General features: G+C 66.3%; 23 protein-coding genes. 19 read left to right on the top strand and 4 right to left on the bottom strand.

The window, feature by feature from the left end:
* Window positions 1-48 precede the first annotated feature (48 nt).
* Genes modA through KVT32_RS24585 form a run of 3 tightly spaced genes read left to right on the top strand, consistent with a single transcriptional unit; the run spans window position 49 to window position 2204 of the window.
* Window positions 49-807 carry a molybdate ABC transporter substrate-binding protein gene (gene modA, locus KVT32_RS24595; RefSeq protein WP_152384922.1) on the top strand — a complete coding sequence of 253 codons (759 nt, stop codon included), beginning with the start codon at window positions 49-51 and terminating at the stop codon, window positions 805-807.
* 27 nt (window positions 808-834) lie between these two features.
* On the top strand, window positions 835-1521 hold the full coding sequence (gene modB / locus KVT32_RS24590; protein ID WP_056323878.1) for a molybdate ABC transporter permease subunit: 687 nt from the start codon (window positions 835-837) through the stop codon (window positions 1519-1521).
* The gene (locus KVT32_RS24585; protein ID WP_063956366.1) at window positions 1518-2204 is read left to right on the top strand and encodes a sulfate/molybdate ABC transporter ATP-binding protein; all 687 of its coding nucleotides are present in this window, start codon (window positions 1518-1520) and stop codon (window positions 2202-2204) included. Before modB ends, KVT32_RS24585 begins: the two co-directional genes overlap by 4 nt.
* Window positions 2205-2243: 39 nt before the next feature.
* On the opposite strand, the gene KVT32_RS24580 is transcribed toward KVT32_RS24585, so the two are convergent.
* Complete coding sequence (locus KVT32_RS24580) at window positions 2244-3038, bottom strand: TOBE domain-containing protein (protein WP_152384921.1); 795 nt, start codon at window positions 3036-3038, stop codon at window positions 2244-2246.
* A 175-nt stretch (window positions 3039-3213) separates the two neighbouring features.
* Here KVT32_RS24580 and KVT32_RS24575 point away from each other — a divergent pair, with 175 nt between their 5' ends.
* The 13 genes from KVT32_RS24575 to KVT32_RS24515 all read left to right on the top strand — a co-directional run bounded on the left by KVT32_RS24575 (window position 3214) and on the right by KVT32_RS24515 (window position 19500).
* Window positions 3214-3810, top strand: a complete 597-nt coding sequence (locus KVT32_RS24575; RefSeq protein ID WP_152384920.1) for a DUF4136 domain-containing protein — start codon at window positions 3214-3216, stop codon at window positions 3808-3810.
* A gap of 10 nt (window positions 3811-3820) precedes the next feature.
* Complete coding sequence (locus KVT32_RS24570; protein WP_175155871.1) at window positions 3821-5017, top strand: patatin-like phospholipase family protein; 1197 nt, start codon at window positions 3821-3823, stop codon at window positions 5015-5017.
* 173 nt (window positions 5018-5190) lie between these two features.
* Window positions 5191-5649 (top strand): winged helix-turn-helix domain-containing protein, encoded by a 459-nt coding sequence (locus tag KVT32_RS24565; RefSeq protein WP_371825613.1) that lies wholly within the window; start codon window positions 5191-5193, stop codon window positions 5647-5649.
* A gap of 204 nt (window positions 5650-5853) precedes the next feature.
* Complete coding sequence (locus KVT32_RS24560; RefSeq protein WP_152384918.1) at window positions 5854-7152, top strand: efflux RND transporter periplasmic adaptor subunit; 1299 nt, start codon at window positions 5854-5856, stop codon at window positions 7150-7152.
* 65 nt (window positions 7153-7217) lie between these two features.
* Complete coding sequence (locus KVT32_RS24555) at window positions 7218-10448, top strand: multidrug efflux RND transporter permease subunit (RefSeq protein WP_152384917.1); 3231 nt, start codon at window positions 7218-7220, stop codon at window positions 10446-10448.
* The gene (locus KVT32_RS24550; protein ID WP_152384916.1) at window positions 10445-11938 is read left to right on the top strand and encodes an efflux transporter outer membrane subunit; all 1494 of its coding nucleotides are present in this window, start codon (window positions 10445-10447) and stop codon (window positions 11936-11938) included. The genes KVT32_RS24555 and KVT32_RS24550 overlap by 4 nt, the downstream gene beginning before the upstream one ends.
* Entirely contained in the window at window positions 11935-12675 is a 741-nt protein-coding gene (pdxJ, locus tag KVT32_RS24545) for a pyridoxine 5'-phosphate synthase (RefSeq protein WP_062839094.1), read from the top strand. Before KVT32_RS24550 ends, pdxJ begins: the two co-directional genes overlap by 4 nt.
* Window positions 12676-12713: 38 nt before the next feature.
* The gene (acpS, locus tag KVT32_RS24540; protein WP_152385544.1) at window positions 12714-13148 is read left to right on the top strand and encodes a holo-ACP synthase; all 435 of its coding nucleotides are present in this window, start codon (window positions 12714-12716) and stop codon (window positions 13146-13148) included.
* Window positions 13149-13197: 49 nt separating this feature from the next.
* On the top strand, window positions 13198-14256 hold the full coding sequence (nagZ, locus tag KVT32_RS24535) for a beta-N-acetylhexosaminidase (RefSeq protein WP_152384914.1): 1059 nt from the start codon (window positions 13198-13200) through the stop codon (window positions 14254-14256).
* On the top strand, window positions 14219-16045 hold the full coding sequence (gene uvrC / locus KVT32_RS24530; protein WP_152384913.1) for an excinuclease ABC subunit UvrC: 1827 nt from the start codon (window positions 14219-14221) through the stop codon (window positions 16043-16045). The genes nagZ and uvrC overlap by 38 nt, the downstream gene beginning before the upstream one ends.
* A gap of 206 nt (window positions 16046-16251) precedes the next feature.
* Window positions 16252-16824 (top strand): CDP-diacylglycerol--glycerol-3-phosphate 3-phosphatidyltransferase, encoded by a 573-nt coding sequence (gene pgsA, locus KVT32_RS24525; protein WP_056323904.1) that lies wholly within the window; start codon window positions 16252-16254, stop codon window positions 16822-16824.
* A 160-nt stretch (window positions 16825-16984) separates the two neighbouring features.
* Window positions 16985-18292 carry an MFS transporter gene (locus tag KVT32_RS24520; protein ID WP_152384912.1) on the top strand — a complete coding sequence of 436 codons (1308 nt, stop codon included), beginning with the start codon at window positions 16985-16987 and terminating at the stop codon, window positions 18290-18292.
* 206 nt (window positions 18293-18498) lie between these two features.
* Window positions 18499-19500, top strand: coding sequence for a cytochrome-c peroxidase (locus tag KVT32_RS24515; protein WP_152384911.1), 1002 nt, complete (start codon window positions 18499-18501; stop codon window positions 19498-19500).
* Between the two features lie 73 nt (window positions 19501-19573).
* Here KVT32_RS24515 and queF read toward each other — a convergent pair whose 3' ends face one another.
* Complete coding sequence (gene queF / locus KVT32_RS24510; protein ID WP_217618962.1) at window positions 19574-20398, bottom strand: NADPH-dependent 7-cyano-7-deazaguanine reductase QueF; 825 nt, start codon at window positions 20396-20398, stop codon at window positions 19574-19576.
* Between the two features lie 317 nt (window positions 20399-20715).
* Between queF and aceA the strand changes: the two genes are divergently transcribed.
* Together aceA and KVT32_RS24500 are read left to right on the top strand one after the other, a co-directional pair.
* Window positions 20716-22035, top strand: a complete 1320-nt coding sequence (gene aceA, locus KVT32_RS24505) for an isocitrate lyase (protein ID WP_056323915.1) — start codon at window positions 20716-20718, stop codon at window positions 22033-22035.
* A gap of 205 nt (window positions 22036-22240) precedes the next feature.
* On the top strand, window positions 22241-22387 hold the full coding sequence (locus KVT32_RS24500; RefSeq protein ID WP_152384909.1) for a DUF1398 family protein: 147 nt from the start codon (window positions 22241-22243) through the stop codon (window positions 22385-22387).
* Between the two features lie 21 nt (window positions 22388-22408).
* Here KVT32_RS24500 and KVT32_RS24495 read toward each other — a convergent pair whose 3' ends face one another.
* Window positions 22409-23473 (bottom strand): NAD(P)-dependent alcohol dehydrogenase, encoded by a 1065-nt coding sequence (locus tag KVT32_RS24495; RefSeq protein ID WP_217618961.1) that lies wholly within the window; start codon window positions 23471-23473, stop codon window positions 22409-22411.
* A gap of 106 nt (window positions 23474-23579) precedes the next feature.
* Here KVT32_RS24495 and KVT32_RS24490 point away from each other — a divergent pair, with 106 nt between their 5' ends.
* The gene (locus KVT32_RS24490; RefSeq protein ID WP_217618960.1) at window positions 23580-24464 is read left to right on the top strand and encodes a LysR family transcriptional regulator; all 885 of its coding nucleotides are present in this window, start codon (window positions 23580-23582) and stop codon (window positions 24462-24464) included.
* Window positions 24465-24492: 28 nt separating this feature from the next.
* Here KVT32_RS24490 and bioD read toward each other — a convergent pair.
* The coding region (bioD, locus tag KVT32_RS24485) for a dethiobiotin synthase (RefSeq protein ID WP_254637009.1) at window positions 24493-25426 on the bottom strand (934 nt) is incomplete at its 5' end.

Here is a 25426-nt window from a genome sequence, read left to right as displayed (position 1 = left end):
CCTGGATATATTTCGATGCCGAATCGTTGGTTTCCACAGGAGAAGGACATGCTTCACAAACGCCCGCTCATCGCGCTGACCCTGGCGCTCGCCGCCGCGTGGGGCGCCAATGCCAGCGCGGGGGAACTGGTGGTGTCGGCCGCCGCCAGCCTGACCAACGCATTCAAGGACGTCGCGCAAGGCTTTGAAAAGGAACACCCCGGCACCAAGGTGATCCTGAATTTCGGCGCCTCCGATGTGCTGCTTCAGCAGATCGTGAAGGGCGCGCCCGCCGACGTGTTTGCGTCGGCCGACCAAAAGGCCATGGACAAGGCGGTCGAGGAAAAGGCCGTCAAGCCCGCGTCGCGGGTCGATTTCGCGGCCAATGAGATCGTGCTGATCGTCCCGACCGACAGCAAGGCCGGCATCAAGACGCTCAAGGACCTGGAGCGTCCCGAGATCAAGCGCATTGCCTACGGCAATCCGTCCTCGGTGCCGGTGGGCCGCTACACGCAGGCTGCACTCCAGGCCCAGGGCCTGTGGGATGCCGTGCAGGCCAAGAGCGTGCTGGCGCAGAACGTGCGCCAGAGCCTGGACTACGTGGCGCGCGGCGAGGTCGATGCGGGCTTTGTGTTCGCCACCGACGCGGCCGTCATGCCGGGCAAGGTCAACGTGGCCGTGCGCGTGCCGTCGCAGACGCCCGTGACCTATCCGATTGCGCTGACCACGCGCGAGGCCGCCGCCAACGAAGCCGAAAGCTTCGTCAAGTATGTGCTGTCGCCGGCCGGGCAGGCGATACTGTCGCGCTATGGATTCCAAAAGCCCTGAGTGTCCGTTCAATCGTAGTGAATACCGATGAGTGATCCGGTCTGGGTCCCGCTGCTGCTTTCGTTGAAAGTGGCAGGCTGGGCGACGCTATTGGCGACCGTGGCCGGCACGGCCGCGGCGTATTGCCTATCCCGCTGGCGCTGGCCAGGCCGCGACCTGCTGGACGCCATCCTGACCTTGCCGCTGGTGCTGCCGCCGACCGTGCTGGGCTACTACCTGCTGGTGCTGCTGGGCCGGCGCGGCATCATCGGCGAAACGCTGGCGGGCTGGGGCATCGAACTCGTCTTCACCTGGCAGGGCGCCGTGGTCGCGGCGTCCGTGGTGGCTTTTCCGCTGGTGTTCAAGTCGGCCCGCGCCGCCTTCGAAAGCGTGGATGGCCAGCTTGAAAACGCGGCGCGCGTGCTGGGCGTGGGCGAGGCGGGCGTGTTCTTTCGCGTCACCTTGCCGCTGGCCGCGCGCGGGATCGCCGCGGGCGTGCTGCTGGCCTTTGCGCGGGCGCTGGGCGAGTTCGGCGCCACGCTGATGATCGCGGGCAACCTGCCGGGCCGCACGCAGACGTTGTCGGTCGCCATCTACGAAGCCGTGCAGGCCGGCGACGACGCCACCGCCAACATGCTGGTGCTGGTCACGTCCGTGACCTGCATCGTCGTGCTGCTGGCCGCCGGCAAGCTGGTGCCTATTGGCGCCGGCCAGCGCAACGGAGGCGGGCGATGAGCATCGACCTTTCCGTGCGCAAGCACATGGTGTCGGGCGATCGGAAGTTCGAACTCGACGTGCAATTCAAGTCGGCCGCCAAGCGCATCGCGCTGTTTGGCCCGTCCGGCGCGGGGAAAAGCCTGACCCTGCGCGCGGTGGCCGGACTGCTGCGCCCGGATGCCGGCCGCATCGAGGTCAACGGACGGGTGCTGTTCGACAGCCAGGCAAGCATCTGCCTGCCCGCGCGGACCCGCCGCGTGGCCTACCTGTTCCAGGACTATGCGCTGTTTCCCCACCTGACCGTGGCGCAGAACATCGCCTTCGGCCTGCGCCGCGGGTGGTTCAATCCGCCCCGGCGCGAGGTGACGCGTGAGGCCCGGCGCTGGGTCGACGCGTTCGAGCTGGGCGCCATCGTCGGCAGCTACCCCCACGAAATTTCAGGCGGGCAAAAGCAGCGCGTCGCCCTGGCGCGGGCCCTGATGCTGCAGCCCGACATCCTGCTGCTGGACGAACCGTTTTCCGCGCTGGACTCGCAGCTGCGCGGCAAGATGCGGCAAGAGCTGGATGCGCTGCAACGCCAGCTGGATGTGCCGATGCTGCTGATCACGCACGATCCCGCGGACGTCGAGGCGCTAGCCGACGAGGTCTTTGAAGTGCGCGAGGGCAGGGTGGGGCGCCACGACGAGGACGTCGGGCTCTAGTGCGCCGGGGTGGCGGCCGCCTACGCCGGCGGCTGCGCGTCAGTCGAGCACGCCGAGGATCACGCTGGACGCCTTGAAAATCGCCACGGCTTCGGCGCCAACGTCCAGTTTCAGGTCGGCCGCGCTTTCGTTCGTGACGATGGCGGCCAGCGTCGTGCCGCCGTCCATCGCGATCAGGATCTCGCTGTTGACGGCGCCCGGCCGCAGGTCGGTGATGCGCCCCTGCAACTGGTTGCGCGCCGACAGGCGCAGGCCCGGGCCCGGCGCGCCCACGATGACCGACGACGCCTTGACCAGCGCGATGGCTTCCTTGCCGGGAGCCAGGCCCAGTTCTTTCGTGCTTTCACGCGTGATCGTGGCTGTAACGGTATGACCGCCGGCAATACGCAGGAGCACTTCGTCGTTGACGGCGCCCGCGCGGATCTCGATGACGGTCCCCAGGAATTTATTGCGTGCGCTGGTCTTGAGCATGAATCGCCTCATCAGGTCGATGTCGCCGCTGGCATCCAGCCCCGCGCGCGTCAGGTTGTCCATGAACTTGCGGTGTTCGACTTCAAGCGCCCGGAAGGTCGCGATCAGGCCGCGCGCCCGATCGGTAAGCTGCGTGCCGCCGCCGCCCTTGCCGCCCGCCGCGCGCAGCACCAGCGGTTCACCGGCCAGGTTGTTCATGGCGTCGATGGCGTCCCAGGCCCCCTTGTAGCTCATGCCCACGGCGCGTGCCGCCGCCGTGATCGATCCGGTGGCGTCGATCTGCGCCAGGAGGTCGATGCGGTTCTTGCCGCCCCAGGTCTGGGCGCCGGAGCGAAACCAAATGGAGCCGTCGAGTTCAAGCATGCGCGTGTCGGTAGGAGTGGCCGGGAGCGACGGGAAGTGTAACGGACCGGGCGCGGGGCGCAATGCGGCCGCGACGATTCCGGGCGGAGGTCTGGTGGTTGCGAATGAGATTCTGTTGAAACTTTGGTGGCTTCGCGGCACTATGTTGTCGCCTTGAACTCACGGAGAGATCGACATGAAAGCGTTGAAAATGCTGACGGCGGGTTCCATGACGGCATTGCTGGCGGCCTGCGCCTCCGGTCCAACGGTCAAGAGCGACTATGACCACCAGGCCAATTTCGCGCAGTATCAGACCTTCGGCTACATGTCTCCGCTGGGTACGGACAAGGCCGGCTACAACACGCTGCTGACTGAACGCCTGAAGAGCGCGGCGCGCGGCCAGATGGAAATGCGCGGGTATACCTACAGCGCCACCAATCCCGACCTGTTGTTGAACTTTGGCGCCAAGCTCCAGCAGCAGACCGAAGTCACGCCCGGCTTCGCGCCCATGGGTCCGTATTACGGCTACCGCACCGGTTTTTACGGCGGCTGGCCCGGCTACGGGTGGGGCGACGACGTCTATCAATACACCGAGGGCACGCTCAGCGTTGACCTGGTCGATGCGCGGCGGCGGCAACTGGTCTGGGAGGGCGTCGCCGTCGGCGAAGTCCAGGATCCGGGCAGCGCCGGTTCGCAGCAGAACGTGGACAAGGTGGTGGCGGAGATCTTCGCCAAGTATCCGTTCCGGGCCAGCGTCGGCACGCCGCAGGTGCCGGACAAGACCAAGCGCTAGAGGACGCCGCATGACTGCAAGCCGCGAGGCCCTGGCCGAAGACACCGGCGACACGCCGCCCTACGACACCGTCGCGCTCGTGCTGCAGGGGGGCGGGGCGTTGGGTTCGTACCAGGCAGGGGTGTACCAGGGCCTGCACGAAGCCGGCATCCGGCCCAACTGGATTTCCGGCATTTCCATCGGTTCGATCAACGCGGCCATCATCGCCGGGTCCCCGGAAGACGAGCGCGTCGAGCGCCTGCGCGGCTTCTGGGAAAGCATCTGCAGGCCTACGGGCTTTGCCGCGCTGCCGTGGGGCGACACCTTGGACGGCATGTTCGAAGGGGTGCCGTTCGGGTTTGGCTCGCCCGCCATGAACGGACAGGTCTCCGCGCTGCAAGCCCTGTTGACCGGCCAGCCGGGCTTTTTCAAGCCGCGCTTTCCGCCGCCTTACCTGGTGCGCGGGCGCGGCGCCGCCTCCACCAGCTTCTACGACACGACGCCTCTGGCCGCCACCCTGCGCCAGTTCGTGGACTTCGACCTGCTCAACAGCGGCGCGGTGCGGGCCAGCTTCGGCGCCGTCAACGTGCGTTCGGGCAATTTTGCGTATTTCGACAGCCTGCACGACACCCTGCGGCCCGAGCACATCATGGCGTCGGGCGCCTTGCCGCCCGGCTTTCCGTCGGTGGAGATCGATGGCGAGCATTACTGGGACGGCGGCATCGTCTCCAACACGCCGCTTGCGCAGGTGCTGACCACGGACAACCTGCGCGACACGCTGGCGTTCCAGGTCGACCTGTGGCCCGCGCGCGGCCCGCTGCCGACGTCGCTGGAAGAGGTGGCCGAGCGGCAAAAGGACATCCAGTATTCCAGCCGCACCCGGTTGGTCACCGACCAGCTGCGGCGCGTCCTGAAACTGCGGCACGGCTTGCAGCGCCTCTTGGAACGCCTGCCGGAAAGCGAGCGCAGCGCGCCCGACCTGGCGGACATCCGCAAGCTTTCGCACACGCCGGCCACCAACATCGTCAACCTCATCTACGAAGCCAAGCACCGCGAGCGCTACTCCAAGGATTACGAGTTCGGCACCGAAGCCATGCGTGAGCACTGGGAGTCGGGCCTGGCGGACATCCGCCATACGCTGGAAAAACCCGGCATCCTGGCCCGGCCCACGCAGGACAGCTGCTTTGTCACGCACGATATCCATCGCAACGGGACCCATCATTCGTAGCACGGCGGCGGCTTACCGTGGTTGGCGGGGTGTGCAGGTCGGATTGGTCTGATAGATGCGCGGCGACGGGCCGAAATCCGCGCCGCGCAGGTAGGCTTCAAGGACATTCCGCAACCTTGTTCCGGGACGGGCCGCCCCTTGCATGCCGGCGGCCATCCTGGTGGAGATCCGCCTTGAATGCTCCTGTGCCCGCTCCCTTCCTTGCCAAGCCCGGCACGCGCAAGCCCGCGCGTACGTCCGCTAGCAACCCCGCATGCAGCCCTCCATGCAGCCCCGCGCGGACGCAACCGCCCGCCGGCTGGGCGCCGGGCCTGCCCCAAGACCCCGTGGACGGGTGGTGGAGCCTGCTCTACTGGGGCTGGACGCTGCAATTGCCCAACGGCGCGCGCTTGGACCTCACCGAAGTCGAGCGCGCCTGCTTCGCGTGCCTGGTCAGGAATCCGCAGCGTGAATTGGTCCGCGAGGAAGTGAAACACCTGCGTGGCGGCATGAACATGCGGTCGCTGAATGTCGCGATCTGCCGGCTGCGCACCAAGGTCCGCCAAGCGGGTGCGCGGCTGCCCCTGCACACCGTGCATGGCGTCGGCTATGCGTTCCTGGGCAATCTCCGAGAGCTCGCCAGCAGCAAATAACTGTTGCGCGATTGCGCCTGAAAGTTCCCCCGCACCCCCCAAAAGTACGTGATTTCCCCAATATCTGAGTTACATTACTGGGCTATTCACGTGTCGTTGGTGACGCTTGGTCATGATTTGATCGCTGCTCTTCGGCACGTTCGAATTGCTGCGGTTCCTGACGCGATTTCACGATGCGATTCATTACGCTACGCGGGGGTTTCAATGCGGTTTTCGCCTAAACGAATTTCGGGTCTGGCTGTTTCCGGCGGCGTCCTCGCGCTGATATTGGCCGGTTGCGGGGAAAAGCCCCAAATGAATCCCGGCATGCCCCAGGTCAGCGTGGTCACGGTGCAGCCGCAGCGCGCGCCCATCGTCTCGGAATTGCCGGGCCGCGTGGATGCCGTGCGCGACGCGCAGATCCGCGCCCGGGTCACCGGCATCGTGCAGCGCATCACCTTCGAGCAGGGCGGCGACGTCAAGGAAAACCAGCTGCTGTTCAAGATCGATCCGGCGCCCTACAAGGCCGCCTACGATCAGGCGACGGCGCAGTTGAAGCAGGCGCAGGCCAACCTGTTCAGCGCCAAGCTCCTGGCCGACCGCTACGCGCCGCTGGTCAAGGCCAACGCCGTCAGCAAGCAGGAATACGACAACGCCGTGGCGTCCTTCCGTCAGGCAGACGCCACCGTGGCCGCCGCGAAGGCCGCGCAGGACAACGCCGCCATCAACCTGAGCTACACGGACGTCACCTCGCCGATCACCGGCCGTATCGGCAAGCCGCTGGTCACCGAGGGCGCGCTGGTCGAATCCACGTCCGCCACGCAAATGGCCACGGTGCAGCAGCTCGATCCCATCTACGTCGACTTCACGCAGTCCACCGCCGACCTTGCCGCCCTGCGCCGCGCCTTTGCCAGCGGCCGTCTGCAGCAAGTGGGCAAGGACGCCGCCCGCGCCACCGTCGTGCTCGAAGACGGCTCCGAATACGAACATCCCGGCAAGCTGCTGTTCACCGGCATCACGGTGGATCCCAGCACCGGCCAGGTGAACCTGCGCGCCGAGGTCCCCAATCCCGATGGCATCCTGCTGCCCGGCATGTACGTGCGGGTCCGCCTGGAGCAGGGCTTTGACGATGTTGCCCTGCTGGTTCCCCAGCAGGCGCTGCAGCGCACGGCCGACGGCAAGCAGAGCCTGATGCTGGTGCGCGACAACAAGATCGCGCAGGCGCCGGTCACCACTGGCGGCGCGTACGAAAACAACTGGCTGGTCACCAGCGGCCTGAAGGCAGGCGACGTGGTCGTGGTCGAAGGCTTCCAGAAGATCCGCCCCGGTGCGCCGGTGCAGGTCAGCCAATGGAACCGGGGCGGCACGCCCGCGCAGGGCGGCGCGCCCGCCGCGCAGCCCGGCGCCAAGCCCGCCGAACCTGGCGCGCAGCCCGGCGCCAAACCGGCCGAACCCGCCCAGCAGCCCGGCGCCAAGCCGGCCGAGCCGGCCCCGCAGGACAAGGCCGCCGGCCAGAAATCGTAAGCGGCACGCGGCGCAGCAAGCGCCGCGTTCCTCTTTGGTGAGCATCGCTTTCAGAGTCAGCCCACATGCCGCAATTTTTTATCGATCGACCAATCTTCGCCTGGGTAGTTGCCCTTTTCATTCTGCTGGCAGGGGTGTTGGCCATCCCGAACATGCCGGTTGCGCAGTACCCCGATGTGGCCCCGCCGGCCATTACGATCACCGCGACCTACCCCGGCGCGTCGGCCCCCGAAGTGGCCGAGTCGGTCACCAGCATCATCGAAGACCAGCTCAACGGCGCCAAGGGCCTGATCTACTACGAGTCCGTCAGCGACTCCTACGGCACCTCGACCATCACCGCGACCTTCGCGCCGGGCACCAATCCTGACCTGGCGCAGGTGGACGTGCAGAACCGCGTGTCCAACGTGATCGCCCAGCTGCCCAGCGCGGTGCAGCAGCAGGGCCTGCAGTACGAGCAGACGAGTACCGGCTTTCTGATGATCGTGACGCTGTCGTCCACCGATGGCTCGCTGGACCAGACGGCGCTGGCCGACTACATCACCCGCAACGTGAAGAACCCGGTTTCGCGGGTGCCGGGCGTGGGCCAGTTCCAGTTGTTCGCCGCGCCTCGGGCGATGCGCGTCTGGCTGGACCCGGCCAAGCTGGTCGGCTTCAATCTCAGCATGGCCGAGGTCAACAACGCCATCGCCAGCCAGAACGTGCTGATCTCCGGCGGCAGCATCGGCGCGCCGCCCAACCCGGAATCGCAGCGCATCACCGCCACGGTCACGGCCAACGGCCAGTTGAGCACGGTCGACGGCTTTGGCCGTATCGTCCTGCGTGCCAACACCGACGGCTCCAAGGTGCTGCTGCGCGACGTCGCCCGCATCGAGGTCGGCGCCGATAACTACCAGTTCGGCGCGCGCCTGAACGGCAAGCCCACGGCGGCCTTCGCCATTGTGCTCTCGCCCAACGCCAACGCGCTGGCCACGGCGCAGGGCGTGCGCAACCAGATGCAGGAACTGTCCAAGTACTTCCCGGGCAACATCCAGTATTCGGTGCCGTACGACACCGCGCCCTACGTCAAGGTCTCCATCGAGCAGGTGCTCCATACCCTGGCCGAAGCCATGGTGCTGGTGTTCCTGGTCATGTACCTGTTCCTGCAGAACGTGCGCTACACGCTGATCCCGGCGCTCGTGGTCCCGGTGGCCATGCTGGGGGCGTTCGCCGTGATGCTGGCGCTGGGCTTCTCGATCAACGTGCTGACCATGTTCGCGATGGTGCTTGCCATCGGGATTCTCGTGGACGACGCCATCGTGGTCGTCGAAAACGTCGAGCGGATCATGGCGACCGAGGGCCTGCCGCCCAAAGAGGCCACCAAAAAAGCCATGCCGCAGATCAGCGGCGCCATCATCGGGATCACGCTGGTGCTGGTGACCGTGTTCCTGCCGCTGGCCTTCATGAGCGGGTCGGTGGGCGTGATCTACCGCCAGTTCTCGGTGGCCATGGCCGTGTCCATCTTCTTTTCGGCGCTCTTGGCGCTGACCTTCACGCCGGCGCTGTGCGCCACGATCCTCAAGCCGGTGGCCAAGGGCCACCACGAGGACAAGAAGGGCTTTTTCGGCTGGTTCAACCGCAAGTTCGACGCCACCACGCACGGCTACCAGAACTGGGTGTCGCGCATCCTGCACAAGGGCGGCCGGATGATGCTGGCGTTCCTGGTGCTGGTCCTGCTGCTGGGCTGGCTCTACCTGCGCCTGCCGTCGTCGTTCCTGCCCGAGGAAGACCAGGGCTACGTGGTCAGCAACATCGAGCTGCCCACCGGCGCCAGCGCCAACCGTACCGTCGAGGTCATCGAGCAGGTCGAAAAATACTTCCAGGGCATTCCCGCCGTCGAGAACATCATTGCCGTGCAGGGCTACAGCTTCAACGGCAACGGTCTGAACGCGGCCATCGCCTTCACGACGCTCAAGGACTTCAAGGACCGCAAGGAACGCCAGGATTCGGCCGGCGCGATCGCCTTCACGGCGTTCGAAAAGCAGCTCATGGGCATCCATGACGCGCAGGTCTTCACGCTGGTTCCGCCGGCCATCTCGTCGCTGGGCAACGCCACCGGTTTCGACTTGCGCCTGCAGGATCGCGGCGCCGCCGGCACCGAGGCCCTGGCGGCTGCCACCGCGCAACTGATGGGCGAGGCCATGAAGAGCCCCGTGCTGTCGCAAGTCCGTATCACGGGCCTGTCGGCGGGCACGCAGCTCAGCCTGAACATCGACCGCGACAAGGCGGCCGCGCTGGGCGTGGACTTCAACGAAGCCGCATCGCTCATCTCGACCGCGGTCGGCTCGGCGTACCTGAGCAAGTTCCCCAACCTGGGCCGGATGCAGAACATCTGGGTCCAGGCCGATGCGCCGTACCGCATGCAATTGTCCGACGTGCTCAAGCTGAACGCCCGCAACGCGCAGGGCGGCATGGTGCCGCTGTCCACGTTCGTCACGGGCGAATGGGTGCAGGGACCGGTGCAGGTCGTGCGCTACAACAGCTACGAGTCGATGCGTATCGGCGGCAGCTCGGCGCCGGGCTACTCCACCGGCGAGGCCATGGAAGAAATGCAGCGGCTGGTCGCTCAGCTGCCGCAAGGCTTCGGCTACGAGTGGACGGGGTTGTCGTACCAGGAATTGCAGGCCGGCAACCAGGCCCCCATCCTGATGGGCCTGTCGCTCCTCGTCGTGTTCCTGGTGCTGGCCGCGCTGTATGAAAGCTGGGCCATCCCCATCTCCGTCATGCTGGTGGTGCCCCTGGGCATGCTGGGCGCGGTGGCGCTGGTCAGTGCGCTGGGCATGTCCAACGACGTGTACTTCCAGGTCGGCATGGTGACCGTGATCGGGCTGGCGGCCAAGAACGCCATTCTTATCGTGGAATTCGCCAAGGACCAGTACGCGCGCGGCATGGGCCTGTACGAGGCCGCAGTGGAGGCCGCGCGATTGCGCTTCCGGCCCATTCTGATGACGTCGCTGGCGTTTATCCTGGGCGTGATTCCGCTGGCGTTGGCCACCGGCGCGGGCGCGGCCAGCCAGCGCGCGGTGGGCCTGGGCGTGCTGGGCGGCATGCTGGCCGCCACGCCGTTCGCCGTGATCTTCGTTCCGACATTCTTCGTGGTGGTGCTGGGCCTGTTCAAGACCCGCCCGCGTCTGCTCGGCGCCGAACTGCGCGCCTTCGAGCAGGAGCAGGCCGAAAAGAAGGCGGCGGCCGAAAAGGGCGCTGCCCCGGCAACGCCGCAGACCGCACAACCCACTGGTGGCCAGGAGGGCAAGGAATGAAAGCCCTGATGTTCAGACAGACCGCCTTGTCCGCCTTTGTGGCGGTGGCGTTGGCCGGCTGCTCGCTGGCGCCCGATTACAAGCGTCCCGACGCGCCGGTCAGCCCGGCGTGGCCGGATCAGCCCAAGGTGCAATACGGCGCGTACTCGCGCGCCACCACGCTGGGCTCGCAGCCCGCCGCCGACGTCGTGCCGCAGGCCGGCACACCTGCGGCGGACCTGGGCTGGCGCGAATTCTTCCGCGATCCGCGCCTGCAGGCCCTCATCGAGCTTGCGCTGGTCAACAACCGCGACCTGCGCGTCGCGGTCCAGCGCGTCGAAGAGGCCCGGGCGCAATACGGCATCCAGCGCGGCGCGCAGTGGCCCAGCATCGGCGCCGGCATCCAGGGCCAGCGCCAGCACCTGCCGGCCAACATGCGGCCCGGCGGTCCGGATTCCAGCTCGATCAGCAGTTCCTATCAGGCCGGCATCGGCCTGACCACGTTCGAAATCGACCTGTTCGGCCGCCTGCGCAACTTGTCCGAAGCCGCGTACCAGCAGTACCTGTCGACCGAGCAGGCGCAAAAGACCGTTCACATCACCTTGGTGGGTTCGGTCGCGCAGTCGTATTTCAACCTGCGCGCCGCTGAAGTCCAGTTGGACCTGACGCAGCGCACGCTGGCCTCGCGCCAGGAATCGTATGACCTGGTCAAGCGCCGCTTCGACGGCGGCGTGGCCTCCGAACTGGACCTGAACCAGTCCAAGTCGCTGCTGGACACGGCCTCTGCCGACCTGGCGCAACTGGCCCGCGCCCGCGCGCAGGCCATGAACGCGCTGGTCCTGGTGGTGGGCACGCCGCTGCCCGACACGCTGCCCCCGCCGGCCACGTTCGGCCGCGACCAGGTGCTGGCCGCGGTGCCGTCGGGCCTGCCGTCCGATCTGCTGGAGCGCCGGCCCGACATCGCCGCCGCCGAAAACCAGCTGCTGTCCGCCAACGCCAACATCGGCGCGGCGCGTGCGGCGTTCTTCCCGACCATCTCGCTGACTGGCCTCTTGGGCGTGGCCAGCCCGTCGTTGGGGGATCTGTTCAAGGGCGGGCAGGGGTATTGGAGCTTCTCGCCGTCGATCACGACCCCGCTGTTTGCGGGCGGCAGTATCCGCGAAGGACTGAACCTGGCCAAGGCGCGCGACAATATCGCCGTGGCGCAGTACGAGCAGACCATCCAGCAGGCGTTCCGCGAAGTCTCGGACGCGCTGGCGGGCGAGGCCACCTACGGGGCGCAGCTCGATGCCCAGCGCGCGCTGCAGGATTCGTCGGCGCGGACGCTGGAGTTGTCGAATTTGCGTTATACCAACGGTATCGACAGCTACCTGCAGGTGCAGACCGCGCAGGTGGACTTTTTCAACGCCCAGCTCGCATTGGTGCAAACCGGCCTGGCCGCGCTGATCAACCGCGTGGAGCTGTACAAGGCGCTGGGCGGCGGCTGGGAAGAAACAACGAAAGTGCAATGATAGAACTTGGTGTAAATATCGATCACGTCGCCACGTTGCGGCAGCAGCGCCACACGGCGTACCCCGACCCGATCGCCGCGGCGCTGCGCGCCGAGGACGCCGGCGCCGACCTGATCACGCTGCATCTGCGCGAAGACCGGCGGCACATCCAGGATGCCGATGTCTACGCGATCCGCCCGCAGTTGCGCACCCGCATGAACCTGGAATGCGCGGTCACGCCGGAAATGCTTGAGATCGCCTGCGCGGTCAAGCCCAGCGACGTGTGCCTGGTGCCCGAAAAGCGCACCGAGCTCACGACGGAAGGCGGGCTGGAAGTGGCCGGCGCGATGGGCCCGGTGTCCGACGCGGTGGCGCTTCTGACCGAAGCCGGCATTCGCGTTTCGCTCTTCATCGATCCGGACCCGGTTCAGATCGCCGCCGCCGCCAAGGCCGGCGCGCCCGTGATCGAACTGCACACCGGCGCCTATGCCGAGGCCGAGGGCGAGGCCGCCCACGCCGAACTGCAGCGCATCCGCCTGGCCGTGACCGAAGGGCTGCGCCACGGGCTGCGCGTGAACGCCGGACATGGCCTGCATTACGGCAACGTCAAGCCGGTGGCCGCGCTGGACGGCATTTCCGAACTCAACATCGGCCACGCCATCGTGGCGCAGGCGATCTTCGACGGCTGGGAAAAAGCCGTGCGCGACATGAAGGCGCTGATGGTGCAGGCGCGGTTGCACGCGCTGCGCGGGCTTTGAACGCGGGCCGATGACGCGTTTTGACCGCTAGCCAGGCGATGCCGATGTCCGACTCTTCTTCCGCCACGCCCGCCGGCGCCATTGCCGGCATCGGCATGGACCTCCTGCGCATCGACCGGATCGAGCGCGCGCTGGCGCGCCACGGCGACCGGTTCGCCGAAAAGATCCTGGGACCCGAAGAACTCGTCAAATTCCATGCCCGCCGCGCGCGCGACCCGGTCCGCGGGCTGCGATTCCTTGCCACGCGCTTTGCGGCCAAGGAAGCCTTTTCCAAGGCGATCGGCCTGGGCATGCGCATGCCGATGACGTGGCGGCGCGTGCAGACGCTGAATGCGCCGGGCGGCCGCCCGGTGCTGGTGATCGCGCCCGAATTGCAGGCCTGGTATGCCGAACGGTTCGGCGCGGCCCACGTTTCCATTACCGATGAATCCGACATGGCCGCCGCGTACGTGGTGGTCGAGCGCAAGCCCTGAGCCCGGAATGTTTCCCGCCGGCTTGCCGCACATCTACAAGGACACCTCCATGGCCAAAAAGAAATCCAAGGCGGTCCTGCCCCCCGGCCCCGTGATGGTCGATGTGGCGGGATACACGCTTACGAAGGCGGAAAAGAAGCGCCTGCGCCACCCGCTGGTGGGCGGCGTCATCCTCTTTGCCCGCAACTTCGAGAACCGCGCCCAGCTCACCGCGCTGACGCGTCAGATCCACAGGGCGCGCAAGGAGCCGCTGCTGATCCTGGTGGACCACGAAGGCGGCCGTGTGCAGCGGTTCCGCGAAGACGGTTTCACGCCGTTGCCTCCGATGCGCGCGCTGGGCCAGTTGTGGGATCAGGATCCGCTGCAGGCGATGCGCCTGGCCACCGAGGCCGGGTACGTCCTGGCGGCCGAACTGCGCGCCTGCGGCGTGGACATGAGCTTCACGCCGGTGCTGGACCTGGATTACGGCGTCAGCAAGGTCATCGGCAACCGCGCCTTCCACGCCGATCCCCGCGTCGTGACCATGCTGTCGCGCGCGCTGGTGCAAGGCCTGGCGTTGGCTGGCATGTCGGCCTGCGGCAAGCATTTCCCCGGCCACGGTTACGTCGAGGCCGACTCGCACCACGAGATCCCCGTCGATCCGCGCACGCTGGACGAGATCATGAAGGACGACGCCGCGCCCTACGCGTGGCTGGGCGATGCGGTCCTGCCGTCCGTCATGCCCGCGCACGTGATCTATCCCAAGGTGGACAAGCACCCGGCCGGATTTTCCAAGCGCTGGGTGCAGGACATCCTGCGCAAGCGCCTGGGCTACGATGGCGTGGTGTTCTCGGATGACCTGACCATGGAAGGCGCCGCGGTCGCGGGCGACATCCTGGACCGGGCCAACGCCGCGCTGCGCGCCGGTTGCGACATGGTGCTGGTGTGCAACCGCCCGGACCTGGCCGACGACCTGCTGTCGCGCCTTGAGTTCGACCATGCGCCCGAGTCCGTTGCGCGCATCCGGCGCCTGATGCCGCGTTTCGATGCGCCCGATTGGGATACCTTGCAGGCCGAAAGCCGTTACCAGAATGCCCGACGACTTCAATCTCAAATCGTTCCTGTCTGACCTGCCGCATCTGCCGGGTGTCTACCGGCACCTGGATGCGGCCGGCGAGGTCATGTATGTCGGCAAGGCGCGCGACCTGAAGAAGCGCGTCTCGTCGTATTTCCAGAAGACGCTGTCCAGCCCGCGCATCGCGCAGATGGTGGCCAAGGTGGCGCGGCTGGAGGTCACGGTGACGCGCTCCGAGGCCGAAGCGCTGATCCTGGAAAACAACCTCATCAAGAGCCTGAAGCCGCGCTACAACATCCTGTTTCGCGACGACAAGTCCTATCCGTACCTGCACATCACGGGGCATGACTGGCCCCGCATCGCGTACTACCGCGGCGCCACCAACAAGCGCGGCCAGTTCTTCGGCCCGTTTCCCAATGCCTGGGCCGTGCGCGAAACCATCCAGATCCTGCAAAAGGTCTTTCGCCTGCGCACGTGCGAAGACAGCGTGTTCGCCAACCGCTCGCGCCCCTGTCTGCTGCATCAGATCGGGCGCTGCTCGGCGCCTTGCGTGGGCGCCATCGAAGCGGCCGAATACGACCGCGACGTGCATCGCGCCGTCCGCTTTCTGAACGGCGAGGCCAAGGACGTCATGGGCGAGATCGAGGCCCGCATGCAGCAGGCTTCCATGGAGTTGCGCTTCGAAGAAGCCGCGGCGCTGCGCGACCAGATGGGATCGCTGGCGCGCGTGCTGCACCAGCAGACCATGGAAAACGTCAGCGGCGAAGACACCGACATCATTGCGGTGGCCATTGCCGGCGGCAAGGTCTGCGTGAATCTGGCGATGGTGCGCGGCGGCCGCCATCTGGGCGACAAGCCGTTCTTTCCTTCGCACGCCGAAGGCGAGGCCGCGCCGCAGGTGCTGGAAGCCTTCGTGGCCCAGCATTACACCGAGAACGCGATGCCGCCGATCCTGGTGTGTTCGCACACCTTGCCCGATCCCGAACTGATCGCGCTGCTGGTCGAGCAGTCGGGCGGCCGGCCGACGCGGGTGCTGTCGCGGCCGCAGGGCACGCGCCGGTCGTGGCTGGAGCAAGCGGCAAAGAACGCCGAAATGGCGCTCGCCCGCGCGCTGACCGAATCCGGCGCCCGGGCGGCCCGCACGCTGGCGCTGGCCGAAGCGCTGGACCTGGACACCGACGAAGCCGCGCTCGACGCGCTGCGCATCGAGTGTTTCGACATCAGCCACACCGCCGGCGAAGCCACCCAGGCGTCCTGTGTGGTGTTCGAGCACCACGACATGCAGCCCTCCCTGTACCGCCGCTACAACATCGCCGGCATCACGCCCGGCGACGACTACGCGGCCATGCGCCAGGTGCTGACCCGGCGTTTTGCCAAGGTGGCCGACGGCGACGCACAGATGCCCGGACTTGTTCTCATCGACGGCGGCAAGGGCCAGGTCGAAGTCGCCCGCAAGGTCTTCGCGGAACTGGGGCTGGACATCCAGGCGCTGGTGGGCGTGGCCAAGGGGGAAGGGCGCAAGGTCGGCCTGGAAACCCTGGTCTTCGCCGACGGCCGCCCGCCGGTCGCACTGGGCGGAGAATCCGCCGCGCTGATGCTGATCGCCCAGGTGCGCGACGAGGCCCACCGCTTCGCCATCACCGGCATGCGCGCCCGCCGCGCCAAGACACGCAACGTCTCGCGCCTGGAAGAAATAGAAGGCGTGGGCGCCCGCCGCCGCCAGCGCCTCCTGGCCCGCTTCGGCGGCTTCTCCGGCGTTGCCCGCGCCAGCATCGAGGACCTGGCCTCGGTAGACGGCATCTCGCAAGACTTGGCAATCCGCATCTACGAGGCGCTGCGCTGACACCCTGGAATCGCCCAGATGTCACGAACGTGTGTCACCCTCGCCGCCGACCACCGATATGCCAAACCCCAAATTTCAACCACTCCACCCGACGAGCAATCCGGGCCGCGCGGATCCGGCTCCGCCGGTCCGCAGAGGCGCCCCCTTGAGGGGGAAGCGCCAAAGGCGCTTCGGGGGGGGGCTCTAGCTGTTAGGATACGGACACTATGCCAATTAACGTTCCCATTATTCTGACGTGGCTGCGTATCGCCATGATTCCGCTGGTGGTCGGGCTGTTCTATCTGCCCGAAAGCTGGATGTCTGTTCCCACGCGCGATACGCTGGCGGCATGGGCCTTCATCATCGCCGCGCTGACCGACTGGTTCGACGGCTGGCTCGCCCGGCGTTGGAACCAGACATCGGCATTTGGCGCATTTCTGGACCCGGTGGCCGACAAGCTCATGGTCTGCGCCGCCCTCATCGTGCTGCTTGACCTGAGCCGGGTCGACGCCTTCATCTCGCTCATCATCATCGGCCGTGAAATCACGATTTCCGCGCTGCGCGAATGGATGGCCAAGATTGGCGCCAGCGCCAGCGTGGCCGTGCACCGGCTGGGCAAGTTCAAGACGGCGGCGCAGATGATCGCCATTCCGTGCCTGCTGTATAACCAGACAATCTACGGCGTCAGCACCAAGCTGCTGGGTGACGTGCTGATCATCGTGGCCGCGGTGCTGACAGTGTGGTCGATGCTGTACTACCTGCAGCGCGCCTGGCCCGCGATCCGCGAAAAAGCCATGTAGTATCGATTTTCCGGGCCGGCTGAATAAGCCGGCCCGGCGCAGTTGCAGACCCTGCAGTCGCAAAAAAAATCACGCCCGGGCAAGTACCCGCGCGCTGCCGGAGACAACCCGCGAACCGCCTCGGGCGGAACGCATCCTGCCGCCTTCGCGGCCTTGTGCCATGAACACCGCTACCGCCGCCACCCCCTTGCTCTCGGACGCCGACGTACGCCGGCGCGACTGGAAAATCATCCTGCTCATCGGCGTGGCGCACGCGTCGTCCCACTTCTTCCAGCTTGTGCTGCCGTCGCTGTACGGCGCACTGGGCCTTCAGTTCGGGCTGGACTTCGCGCGGCTGGGCCTGCTGGTCTCGACGTTCTATGTGGTTTCCGGCATCGGCCAGGCATCCTCGGGTTTCGTGGTGGACCGCATCGGCGCGCGCCCCGTGCTCTGGTTCGGGCTGGGCTGCTTCGTGCTGTCGGGCGTGCTGATCGGATCGGCCACCGGCTACGTCATGCTGATGGCCGCCGCCGTCATCGGCGGCATCGGCAATTCAGTGTTTCATCCGGCCGATTACTCCCTCATCAACCACCGCGTCACCGCGCCGCGGCTCGGCCATGCGTTCTCGACGCACGGCCTGACTGGCAACCTGGGGTGGGCGCTCACGCCCGTGTTCATCACCACCATCACGCTGTTGGCCAACTGGCGCGTGGCAGCCTATAGCGCCGCCGGCCTCGTGGCGCTGGTGCTGCTGCTGACGGTGCTGGGACGCGACCTGCTGGGTGGCCCGTCGCCCGTCGAGGCCGGCGGCGACGCCAAGGATGCCGCCAACGCGCCCAAGCCCGCCGCCAAACCGCAAGAGGGCGTTCTGGCCACGCTGTCCGCGCTCTTGTCCAAGCCCGCGCTGTGGGGCGCTTTCCTCTTCTTTGCCTGCACTTCCATCGCGCTTTCGTCGGTGCAGAACTACACCATTCCCTTGCTGGGCCAGCTTTACGACCTGTCCAAGGTCACGGCCAGTTCCGCGCTGTCCGGATACATGGTCGCCTCGGCGGTGGGCATGGCGGCCGGCGGCTTCCTGGTGTCGGCCAACCCGCGCACCGAGCGCACCGTCATGGTGGCGCTGATCCTGGCTGGCCTGACGCTGGTCGTGCTGGCGCTGGGGCTAGTGCCCGCCGTGCTGGCCGCGCCCGTCGTGGGCCTGGCCGGTTTCTGCTCGGGCGTGGCCGCACCGTCGCGCGACATGCTGATCCGCCGCGTGACGCCCAAGGGCTCGACCGGCTCGGTCTACGGCCTGGTGTATTCGGGCATGGACGTGGGCTCGGCGCTGGGGCCGCTCGCTTTCGGTCTGCTCCTGGATGCCGGCCTGCGGCAAGGCCCGTGGGTGGGTGCGGGCGTGGCGTTCGCCGTGGCCGCTTTCCTGGCGCAGTGGATCGCGGTGCAGGCGCGCCGCGCCGAACCGCCCGCGGCGGCGGCAGCAGCGCGGCCGTAATGCGGTGAGACCGCGGGCGCCGTAACCGCAGGGCGCCCCAACCCCTTTGATCGCCCCGCACGGCGCCAGCGCTGCCTTGCGCGCCATCAAGCACGGCATCGCCGCGTGCGCCCCGGCCGGCGCCGCTTGATGCCTCGCAAGGCCAGAGCATGGCTTCCCCGATGTAATAACCATGTGGTTGATCTGGTTATTCACAGGAGAAGCAAATGAGAAAGACAAATACGCTGCTGGCCGTGGGACTCGTACTGGGACTGTGGGCAAATCAGGCGTGGAGCGCGTCGCAGGAACCCATCCAGCCGATCGCGCCCGCCGTCATCAAGGAACCCGCCAAGGTCGAACTGGGCAAGAAGCTCTTCTTCGATCCGCGTCTGTCCCGCTCCGGCGCGATCTCCTGTAATTCCTGCCACAACCTCGCGATGGGCGGGTCCGACAACCTGAAGGCCTCCATCGGCCACAAATGGCAGCAGGGCGGCATCAATTCGCCGACCGTGCTCAATTCCAGCCTGAACATCGCCCAGTTCTGGGATGGCCGCGCCAAGGACCTGCGCGAACAGGCGGGCGGCCCGATCGAGAACCCCATGGAAATGGCGTCCACCCACGAGCTGGCGGTGCAGGTGCTCAATTCCATTCCGGGCTACCGCGCCGAATTCAAGCAGGTCTTCGGCAAGGACACGATCACCATCGGCGAGGTGACCAGCGCGCTGGCCGCGTTTGAAGAAACCCTGGTCACGCCGAATTCGCGTTTCGACCAGTGGCTCAAGGGCGACAAGAAAGCGCTGACCGTCCGGGAACTGGCCGGGTACGAGCTTTTCAAGAACAGCGGCTGCGTCGCTTGCCACAACGGCGTGGCGGTGGGCGGCAACTCGTTCCAGAAGATGGGGCTGGTCACCCCCTATATCACCGAGAACAAGGCCGAAGGCCGCGCCGCGGTCACGGGCAAGGACGCGGACCGCTTCAACTTCAAGGTGCCGACGCTGCGCAACGTCGCGCTGACCTACCCGTACTTCCATGACGGCGAAGCGGCCACGCTGACGCAGGCCGTCGACGTGATGGGCCGCCTGCAACTGGGCCGCACGTTCACGCCCGATGAAAACGGCCAGATCGTGGCATTCCTGAAGACACTCACGGGCGACCAGCCAGTCATCCAGTACCCGGTGCTGCCGCCGTCCGAAGACGACACGCCGCGGCCTGAGCCGTTCGTGAAGTGAACATAGACCGGTATCGCTGGACAGTAAACGTAGAACGGCCGCCCTCGGGCGGCCGTTTCTCGTGGCAGGCGGGCTACTGGCGGACGGTTCGTCTATCGGCCGGCGGCGCCGCCTCGAAGTTGCTGCGCCAGGGATTGATGTCCAGTCCGCCGCGGCGCGTGTAGCGCGCATACACCGTCAAGTGCTCCGGGCCGCACGCCTGCATGATGTCGCTGAAGATGCGCTCGACACAGTGCTCGTGGAATTCGGCGTGCTGGCGGAACGACACCACATAGCGCAGCAGCGACTCGCGATCGATCGGCTTGCCGCGGTAGCGGATCTGCACCGTGGCCCAATCGGGTTGGCCGGTCACGGGGCAGTTCGACTTCAAGAGGCGCGACGCCAGCGTTTCCTCGACCACGTCGCCCGGCCGGGTGCGCAGCAGCTCGGGGGCGGGCTCATAGGTGTCGATCTCGATATCCAGCTTGTCGATGTAGATGCCGTCCAGCTCGCCCATCTGCAGCTCGGAAAAGCGCTGCGGCAAGAAGAAGTCCAGGCCCACCGGCGCGCCCGCGGCGGCGCTCAGGTCGCGTTCCAGCCGGCCGCGCAGGGCCGCTGAATTGACCAGTCGGGTCTGGTTGAACGAGTTCAGGTACAGCTTGAACGACTTGGATTCGATGATGTTGGGGCTGTCGGCCGGCACCGAGAACGTCGCCATCGCCACCCGCGGCTTGCCCTTGGCGTCCAGCCACGACAGCTCGTAGGCGTTCCACAGGTCCACCCCGGTAAAGGGCAGGTTGCCGTCATTCAGATTGAGCGCCGCGCGGTTGTGCGAGCGCGCAATGGGGAACAGCAGCGAGGGATCGTATTGCGAGGCGTAGGCCACGCTCTGCCCGAGAGGGCCGTGAGACAGGGTCATAGCAGGAATTCAAAAACGGGATGACGGCATTGTAGGCGTTGAGAGGGGCACGATTTTCCACAACGTGAAATGTAACTCTCGGCATGTGAAAGCCCGTGTTGCGCAGCAGCGGGGCGGCATTTCATAAACGACAATCGCATTTCATTATACAAAATCGTCTTCATAACTCATTGATTTAAATGGCTAACATTTTTCGTCTTGTATAAGACCTGCCTTCACATTGCTCCGCAGCACAGGCATAGACTTTCTCCAACGATTCACGCAATGCACGACGCGAATCCTTTGAAGTTCTCTCACTACTGACCAGGAGCATCACCATGAGCAATCGCGAAACCGAAATCCGCAACCTGCAGAAAGATTGGGCCGAAAACAGCCGGTGGCAGGGCATCAAGCGCGACTACAGCGCCGAAGACGTCATCCGCCTGCGCGGCTCGATCAGCGTCGAACACACGCTTGCCCGCCGCGGCGCCACGCGCCTCTGGGAACTCCTGCACAGCGAGCCGTTCGTCAATTCGCTGGGTGCCCTGACCGGCAACCAGGCCATGCAGCAGGTCAAGGCCGGCCTGAAGGCTATCTATCTGTCGGGCTGGCAGGTCGCCGGCGACGCCAACCTGGCCGGCGAAATGTATCCCGACCAGTCGCTCTATCCCGCCAACTCCGTGCCGCAGGTGGTTCGCCGCATCAACAATTCGTTGACGCGCTGCGACCAGATCCAGTGGATGGAAGGCAAGAACCCCGGCGATGAAGGCTACATCGACTTCTTCGCGCCCATCGTGGCGGACGCCGAAGCCGGTTTCGGCGGCGTGCTCAACGCCTATGAACTGATGAAGGCCATGATCGAGGCGGGCGCGTCGGGCGTCCACTTCGAAGACCAGCTCGCTTCCGTGAAGAAGTGCGGCCACATGGGCGGCAAGGTGCTGGTGCCCACCCGCGAGGCCGTGTCCAAGCTGGTGTCGGCCCGCCTGGCCGCCGACACGATGGGCACGCCGACGTTGCTGCTGGCCCGTACCGATGCCGACGCCGCCGACCTGGTCACCAGCGACGTCGATGAAAACGATCGTCCGTTCATCACCGGCGAGCGCACGGTGGAAGGTTTCTTCCGCACCCGCGCCGGCATCGACCAAGCCATTTCCCGCGGTCTGGCCTACGCGCCGTACGCCGACCTGATCTGGTGCGAAACGTCCACGCCCAACCTGGAATACGCCCGCAAGTTCGCGGACGCCATCCATCGCCAATTCCCGGGCAAGCTGCTGGCCTACAACTGCTCGCCGTCGTTCAACTGGAAGAAGAACCTGGACGACGGCACCATCGCCAAGTTCCAGCGAGAGCTGGGCGCCATGGGCTACAAATTCCAGTTCATCACGCTGGCCGGCTTCCACGCGCTGAACTACGGCATGTTCGAGCTGGCCCACGGCTACGCCCGCCGCCAGATGAGCGCCTTCGTGGAACTGCAGCAGAAGGAATTTGCCGCCGCCGAAATGGGCTTTACCGCCGTGAAGCACCAGCGCGAAGTGGGCACCGGTTACTTCGACGCCGTGACCCAGACGATCGAGGGCGGCAAGTCGTCCACGACCGCGCTGACCGGCTCGACCGAAGAGGCGCAGTTCGAACACGGCAAGGCGCAGAAGGCTGCGTAAGCCGGCAGCGCCCGGCCAGTCCCGCGGGACGCCGGGCGCCGCATGCAGGTGTGTAGTCGCAGGTGCTGTTGTAGGGTGGATTCAAGGGTGCCTGCGGGCACCCTCTTTTTTTGTTTCGCGATGGCGCGATTCCCGCAGTACGCTGGACGGTGCGAAGGCCGAGGCGCCGGAACGGTCTTCTCCTTTTCACCGTCAGGAGCCATCCATGAACGCGTCCACGCAAACCATCATTCGTGAAACCGCGGAGGCATCCGCCCAAGGCCGCATCCACTTCGGCCAAGTCATCAGTCAACTGGCGGGCGCAGGGGTCGAATCCTATGTGGTCGACTACCGGTCCCGCCGCAGCGCCTAGAAGGCCCTCGGGGAAGCAGGCTTACGCGGCAGCGCGCGTTTCCTTCAGCGACTCCATGTCGATCACGAAGCGATACTTCACATCGTTCTTCACCAGCCGCTCGTAGGCCTCGTTCACGGCCTGGATCGGCACGATCTCCACGTCGCTGACGATGTTGTGCTCGGCGCAGAAATCCATCATTTCCTGCGTCTCCTGCATGCCGCCGATCGCCGAGCCGGCCAGCGACTTGCGGCCCATGATGAGGTTGGCGCCGGGGATCGGATCCAGCGGCGTCAGCGCGCCCACCAGCGCCATGGTGCCGTCCAGCGCCAGCAGGGCCATGTAGGGATTGACGTCGTGGCTGACGGGAACCGTGTTCAGCAGGAAGTCGAACGTGCCGGCGTGCGCCGCCATGGCGTCGGCATCGCGCGAGACCAGCACCTCGTCCGCGCCCAGGCGCTTGGCATCGCGGGCCTTGTCGGCCGAAGTCGTGATCATCACCACATGCGCGCCCATTGCATGCGCAAACTTCACGCCCATGTGGCCCAGGCCACCCAGCCCGATGACGCCGACCTTCTTGCCCGGCCCCACCTTCCAGTGGCGCAGCGGAGAATAGGTGGTGATGCCGGCGCACAGCAGCGGCGCGACGGCCTTGAGGTCGAGCTTGTCGGACACCTTCACGACGAAGTGCTCGGTCACCACGATGCGATCGGAGTAGCCGCCGAACGTCAGCTGATCGCTGCCGCGCTCCTTGTCGTTGTAGGTGAGCGTGGCGTTCTCTTCGCAATACTGTTCGAGGTTCAGACGGCACGCCTTGCAATGGCGGCACGAGTCCACCATGCAGCCCACGCCGGCGTAGTCGCCGACCTTGAATCGCGTCACGTTCTTGCCCACTTGTGCGACGCGGCCAATGATTTCGTGGCCGGGCACCATCGGGTACATGGAATTGCCCCAGTCGCCGCGCGCCTGGTGCAGGTCGGAGTGGCAAATGCCGCTGTACAGGATGTCGATCAGCACGTCATCGTCGCCCGGTTCACGGCGGGTGAAGCTGAAGGGAACCAGGGGAGTGTCGGCGCTGTGCGCGGCGTAGCCTTGGGCTTGGATCATGACGGCCTCTTGGGATGTTTGTTGAGCAGGCGTTCACAATAAGCCCGCCGACAACTAGGTTCAAGCTAGAATTTCGGCATGATTTATTGAATAAATTTGCATAATCATGCCGCTCGACAACCTATCCCATCTTGCCGCGTTCTCGGCGGTTGCCCGTCTGGGCAGCTTCCGCAAGGCGGGCGAAGAGCTCAGTCTGTCCACCTCGGCGGTCAGCTACGCCATCCGCAACCTGGAAGAGCGGCTCGGGGTGAACCTGTTCAACCGCACCACGCGCAGCGTGGCCCTGACCGAAGCCGGCCACCGCCTGGCAGAGCGCTTGCAGCCGGTGCTGCACGGCCTGGGCGACGCGCTGGACGAAATGAACCACTTTCGCGGATCCGCTGCCGGCACGCTGCGCATCAACACGTCGCGCGCGGCTTCGTACCTGTTGCTGATGCCCATGGCGGCCCGTTTTCTAGCTGCTTATCCGGACATCCGCCTGGAAATAGGGGAAGACGACAGTTTTGTGGACATCGTGAAATCCGGCTTCGACGCGGGCGTGCGTTTGCTTGAAGCCGTGCCCGAGGACATGGTGGCGGTTCCCATCGGCCCGCCGCTGCGCGCGGTGGTGGTGGTATCGCCCGCCTATCTGCAGGGGCGCGAGGCGCCCCGGAAGCCGGCCGACCTGCTGCGGCACGACTGCGTGCGCTACCGGTTTCCCAGCGGCCGCTATTTCAAATGGGAGTTCGAGAAGGACGGCGAAAAGGTGGAAATCGACGTGCCGGGCCGCATTGCGCTGAGCGACGTGCATGCCGAAGTGCGCGCGACCTGCGATGGCATCGGTATCGGCTACGTTCCCGAAAGCTACGTGGCGGACCTGCTTGCATCGGGCAGGCTGGTGCCGTTGCTGGAGGATTGGTGTCCCGTGGTTCCGGGCTTCATGCTGTATTACCCCCGGCAGCGCCGCGTCTCATCGGCGCTGCGGGCGTTCATCGACATGGCCCGGCAGTGATGCCGGGCGCGCCGGACTGGCGTCTGGGCTAGTCCGCTTCGGTTTCGGCGTCATACAGCGCCGCCAGGCATTCGGCCAGCGGCGCGATGCCCTGGGCCAATGCATCGACGGCCGCGGCGTCCACGCGCGGCAGCGGCGGGATCTCGGCCAGCACGCGCACGCCGCCAAAGCGCTCGATGGCTTCCTTGTTGCCCGCGGACGGCGGGCCGCTCATGACCACGCCCAGCACGGGGATGCCGCGCCGCTGCAACGCCTTCAGGCTCAGCAAGGTGTGGTTGATGGTGCCCAGTCCGCTGCGCGCCGCCAGCACCACCGGCATGTCCAGGCGCGCGATCAGGTCGATCATCATGTGCGTGTCGTCGATCGGCACATACAGGCCGCCCGCGTCTTCCACAATCAGCGGCGCCCGCGTCGCGGGCGGCACGATGGTGGTGGCGTCGACGACCGTGTCTTCCAGCGTGGCGGCCGCCCACGGCGACAGCGGCGCCTGCAGCACGTAGGCAGGCAGGTGCAGGCGCTCGGGCGGCAACCGCGCCAGGTGGGCGACGGTGTCGGTGTCGCCGGGCTCTTCGGCCACGCCCGTCTGCACCGGCTTCCAGTAATCGGCATTCCAGGCACGGGCCAGGATGGCCGACACCAGGGTTTTGCCGATGCCGGTATCGGTGCCCGTCACAAAAACGCCATTAGGCCGCTGCATGGTCTTTCTCCACATACCGTACGCCAGGTGATACGTCACCGTGGCGCCTTGTTCGTCAAACTCGGCCAGCACCCGGCGCAGTTGCGCCGCGCCCAGCGGCGGGCGGCCGGGCGCATGGGTGGTCGCGCCGATGCCCTTCAGGCCGCGCAGAACATGCAGGCCGTCAGGATGATCTTGTATCAGGCGTTCGCCGCGCACGCCACCGGCCATATCGGCCATGGCCGGACGGATGGCGTGGGCGGGCGGATGGGGGGCGGACAGGGGG

The sequence above is a fragment of the Achromobacter sp. GbtcB20 genome (genome assembly GCF_019091095.1).
Taxonomy (GTDB): domain Bacteria; phylum Pseudomonadota; class Gammaproteobacteria; order Burkholderiales; family Burkholderiaceae_B; genus Achromobacter; species Achromobacter mucicolens.
This window is presented reverse-complemented; position numbering and strand designations above follow the sequence as displayed.

Bases quoted from the DNA above. Each gene is read 5' to 3' on its own strand.
- pdxJ (WP_062839094.1), top strand. From the start codon at position 11,935: ATGATAGAACTTGGTGTAAATATCGATCACGTCGCCACGTTGCGGCAG.
- nagZ (WP_152384914.1), top strand. From the start codon at position 13,198: ATGGCCAAAAAGAAATCCAAGGCGGTCCTGCCCCCCGGCCCCGTGATG.
- KVT32_RS24580 (WP_152384921.1), bottom strand. From the start codon at position 3,038: ATGCTTGAACTCGACGGCTCCATTTGGTTTCGCTCCGGCGCCCAGACC.
- acpS (WP_152385544.1), top strand. From the start codon at position 12,714: ATGCCGATGTCCGACTCTTCTTCCGCCACGCCCGCCGGCGCCATTGCC.
- KVT32_RS24570 (WP_175155871.1), top strand. From the start codon at position 3,821: ATGACTGCAAGCCGCGAGGCCCTGGCCGAAGACACCGGCGACACGCCG.
- aceA (WP_056323915.1), top strand. From the start codon at position 20,716: ATGAGCAATCGCGAAACCGAAATCCGCAACCTGCAGAAAGATTGGGCC.
- KVT32_RS24575 (WP_152384920.1), top strand. From the start codon at position 3,214: ATGAAAGCGTTGAAAATGCTGACGGCGGGTTCCATGACGGCATTGCTG.
- KVT32_RS24515 (WP_152384911.1), top strand. From the start codon at position 18,499: ATGAGAAAGACAAATACGCTGCTGGCCGTGGGACTCGTACTGGGACTG.
- KVT32_RS24490 (WP_217618960.1), top strand. From the start codon at position 23,580: ATGCCGCTCGACAACCTATCCCATCTTGCCGCGTTCTCGGCGGTTGCC.
- KVT32_RS24560 (WP_152384918.1), top strand. From the start codon at position 5,854: ATGCGGTTTTCGCCTAAACGAATTTCGGGTCTGGCTGTTTCCGGCGGC.
- KVT32_RS24520 (WP_152384912.1), top strand. From the start codon at position 16,985: ATGAACACCGCTACCGCCGCCACCCCCTTGCTCTCGGACGCCGACGTA.
- KVT32_RS24500 (WP_152384909.1), top strand. From the start codon at position 22,241: ATGAACGCGTCCACGCAAACCATCATTCGTGAAACCGCGGAGGCATCC.
- queF (WP_217618962.1), bottom strand. From the start codon at position 20,398: ATGACCCTGTCTCACGGCCCTCTCGGGCAGAGCGTGGCCTACGCCTCG.
- uvrC (WP_152384913.1), top strand. From the start codon at position 14,219: ATGCCCGACGACTTCAATCTCAAATCGTTCCTGTCTGACCTGCCGCAT.
- pgsA (WP_056323904.1), top strand. From the start codon at position 16,252: ATGCCAATTAACGTTCCCATTATTCTGACGTGGCTGCGTATCGCCATG.
- modB (WP_056323878.1), top strand. From the start codon at position 835: ATGAGTGATCCGGTCTGGGTCCCGCTGCTGCTTTCGTTGAAAGTGGCA.
- modA (WP_152384922.1), top strand. From the start codon at position 49: ATGCTTCACAAACGCCCGCTCATCGCGCTGACCCTGGCGCTCGCCGCC.
- KVT32_RS24495 (WP_217618961.1), bottom strand. From the start codon at position 23,473: ATGATCCAAGCCCAAGGCTACGCCGCGCACAGCGCCGACACTCCCCTG.
- KVT32_RS24585 (WP_063956366.1), top strand. From the start codon at position 1,518: ATGAGCATCGACCTTTCCGTGCGCAAGCACATGGTGTCGGGCGATCGG.
- KVT32_RS24555 (WP_152384917.1), top strand. From the start codon at position 7,218: ATGCCGCAATTTTTTATCGATCGACCAATCTTCGCCTGGGTAGTTGCC.
- KVT32_RS24550 (WP_152384916.1), top strand. From the start codon at position 10,445: ATGAAAGCCCTGATGTTCAGACAGACCGCCTTGTCCGCCTTTGTGGCG.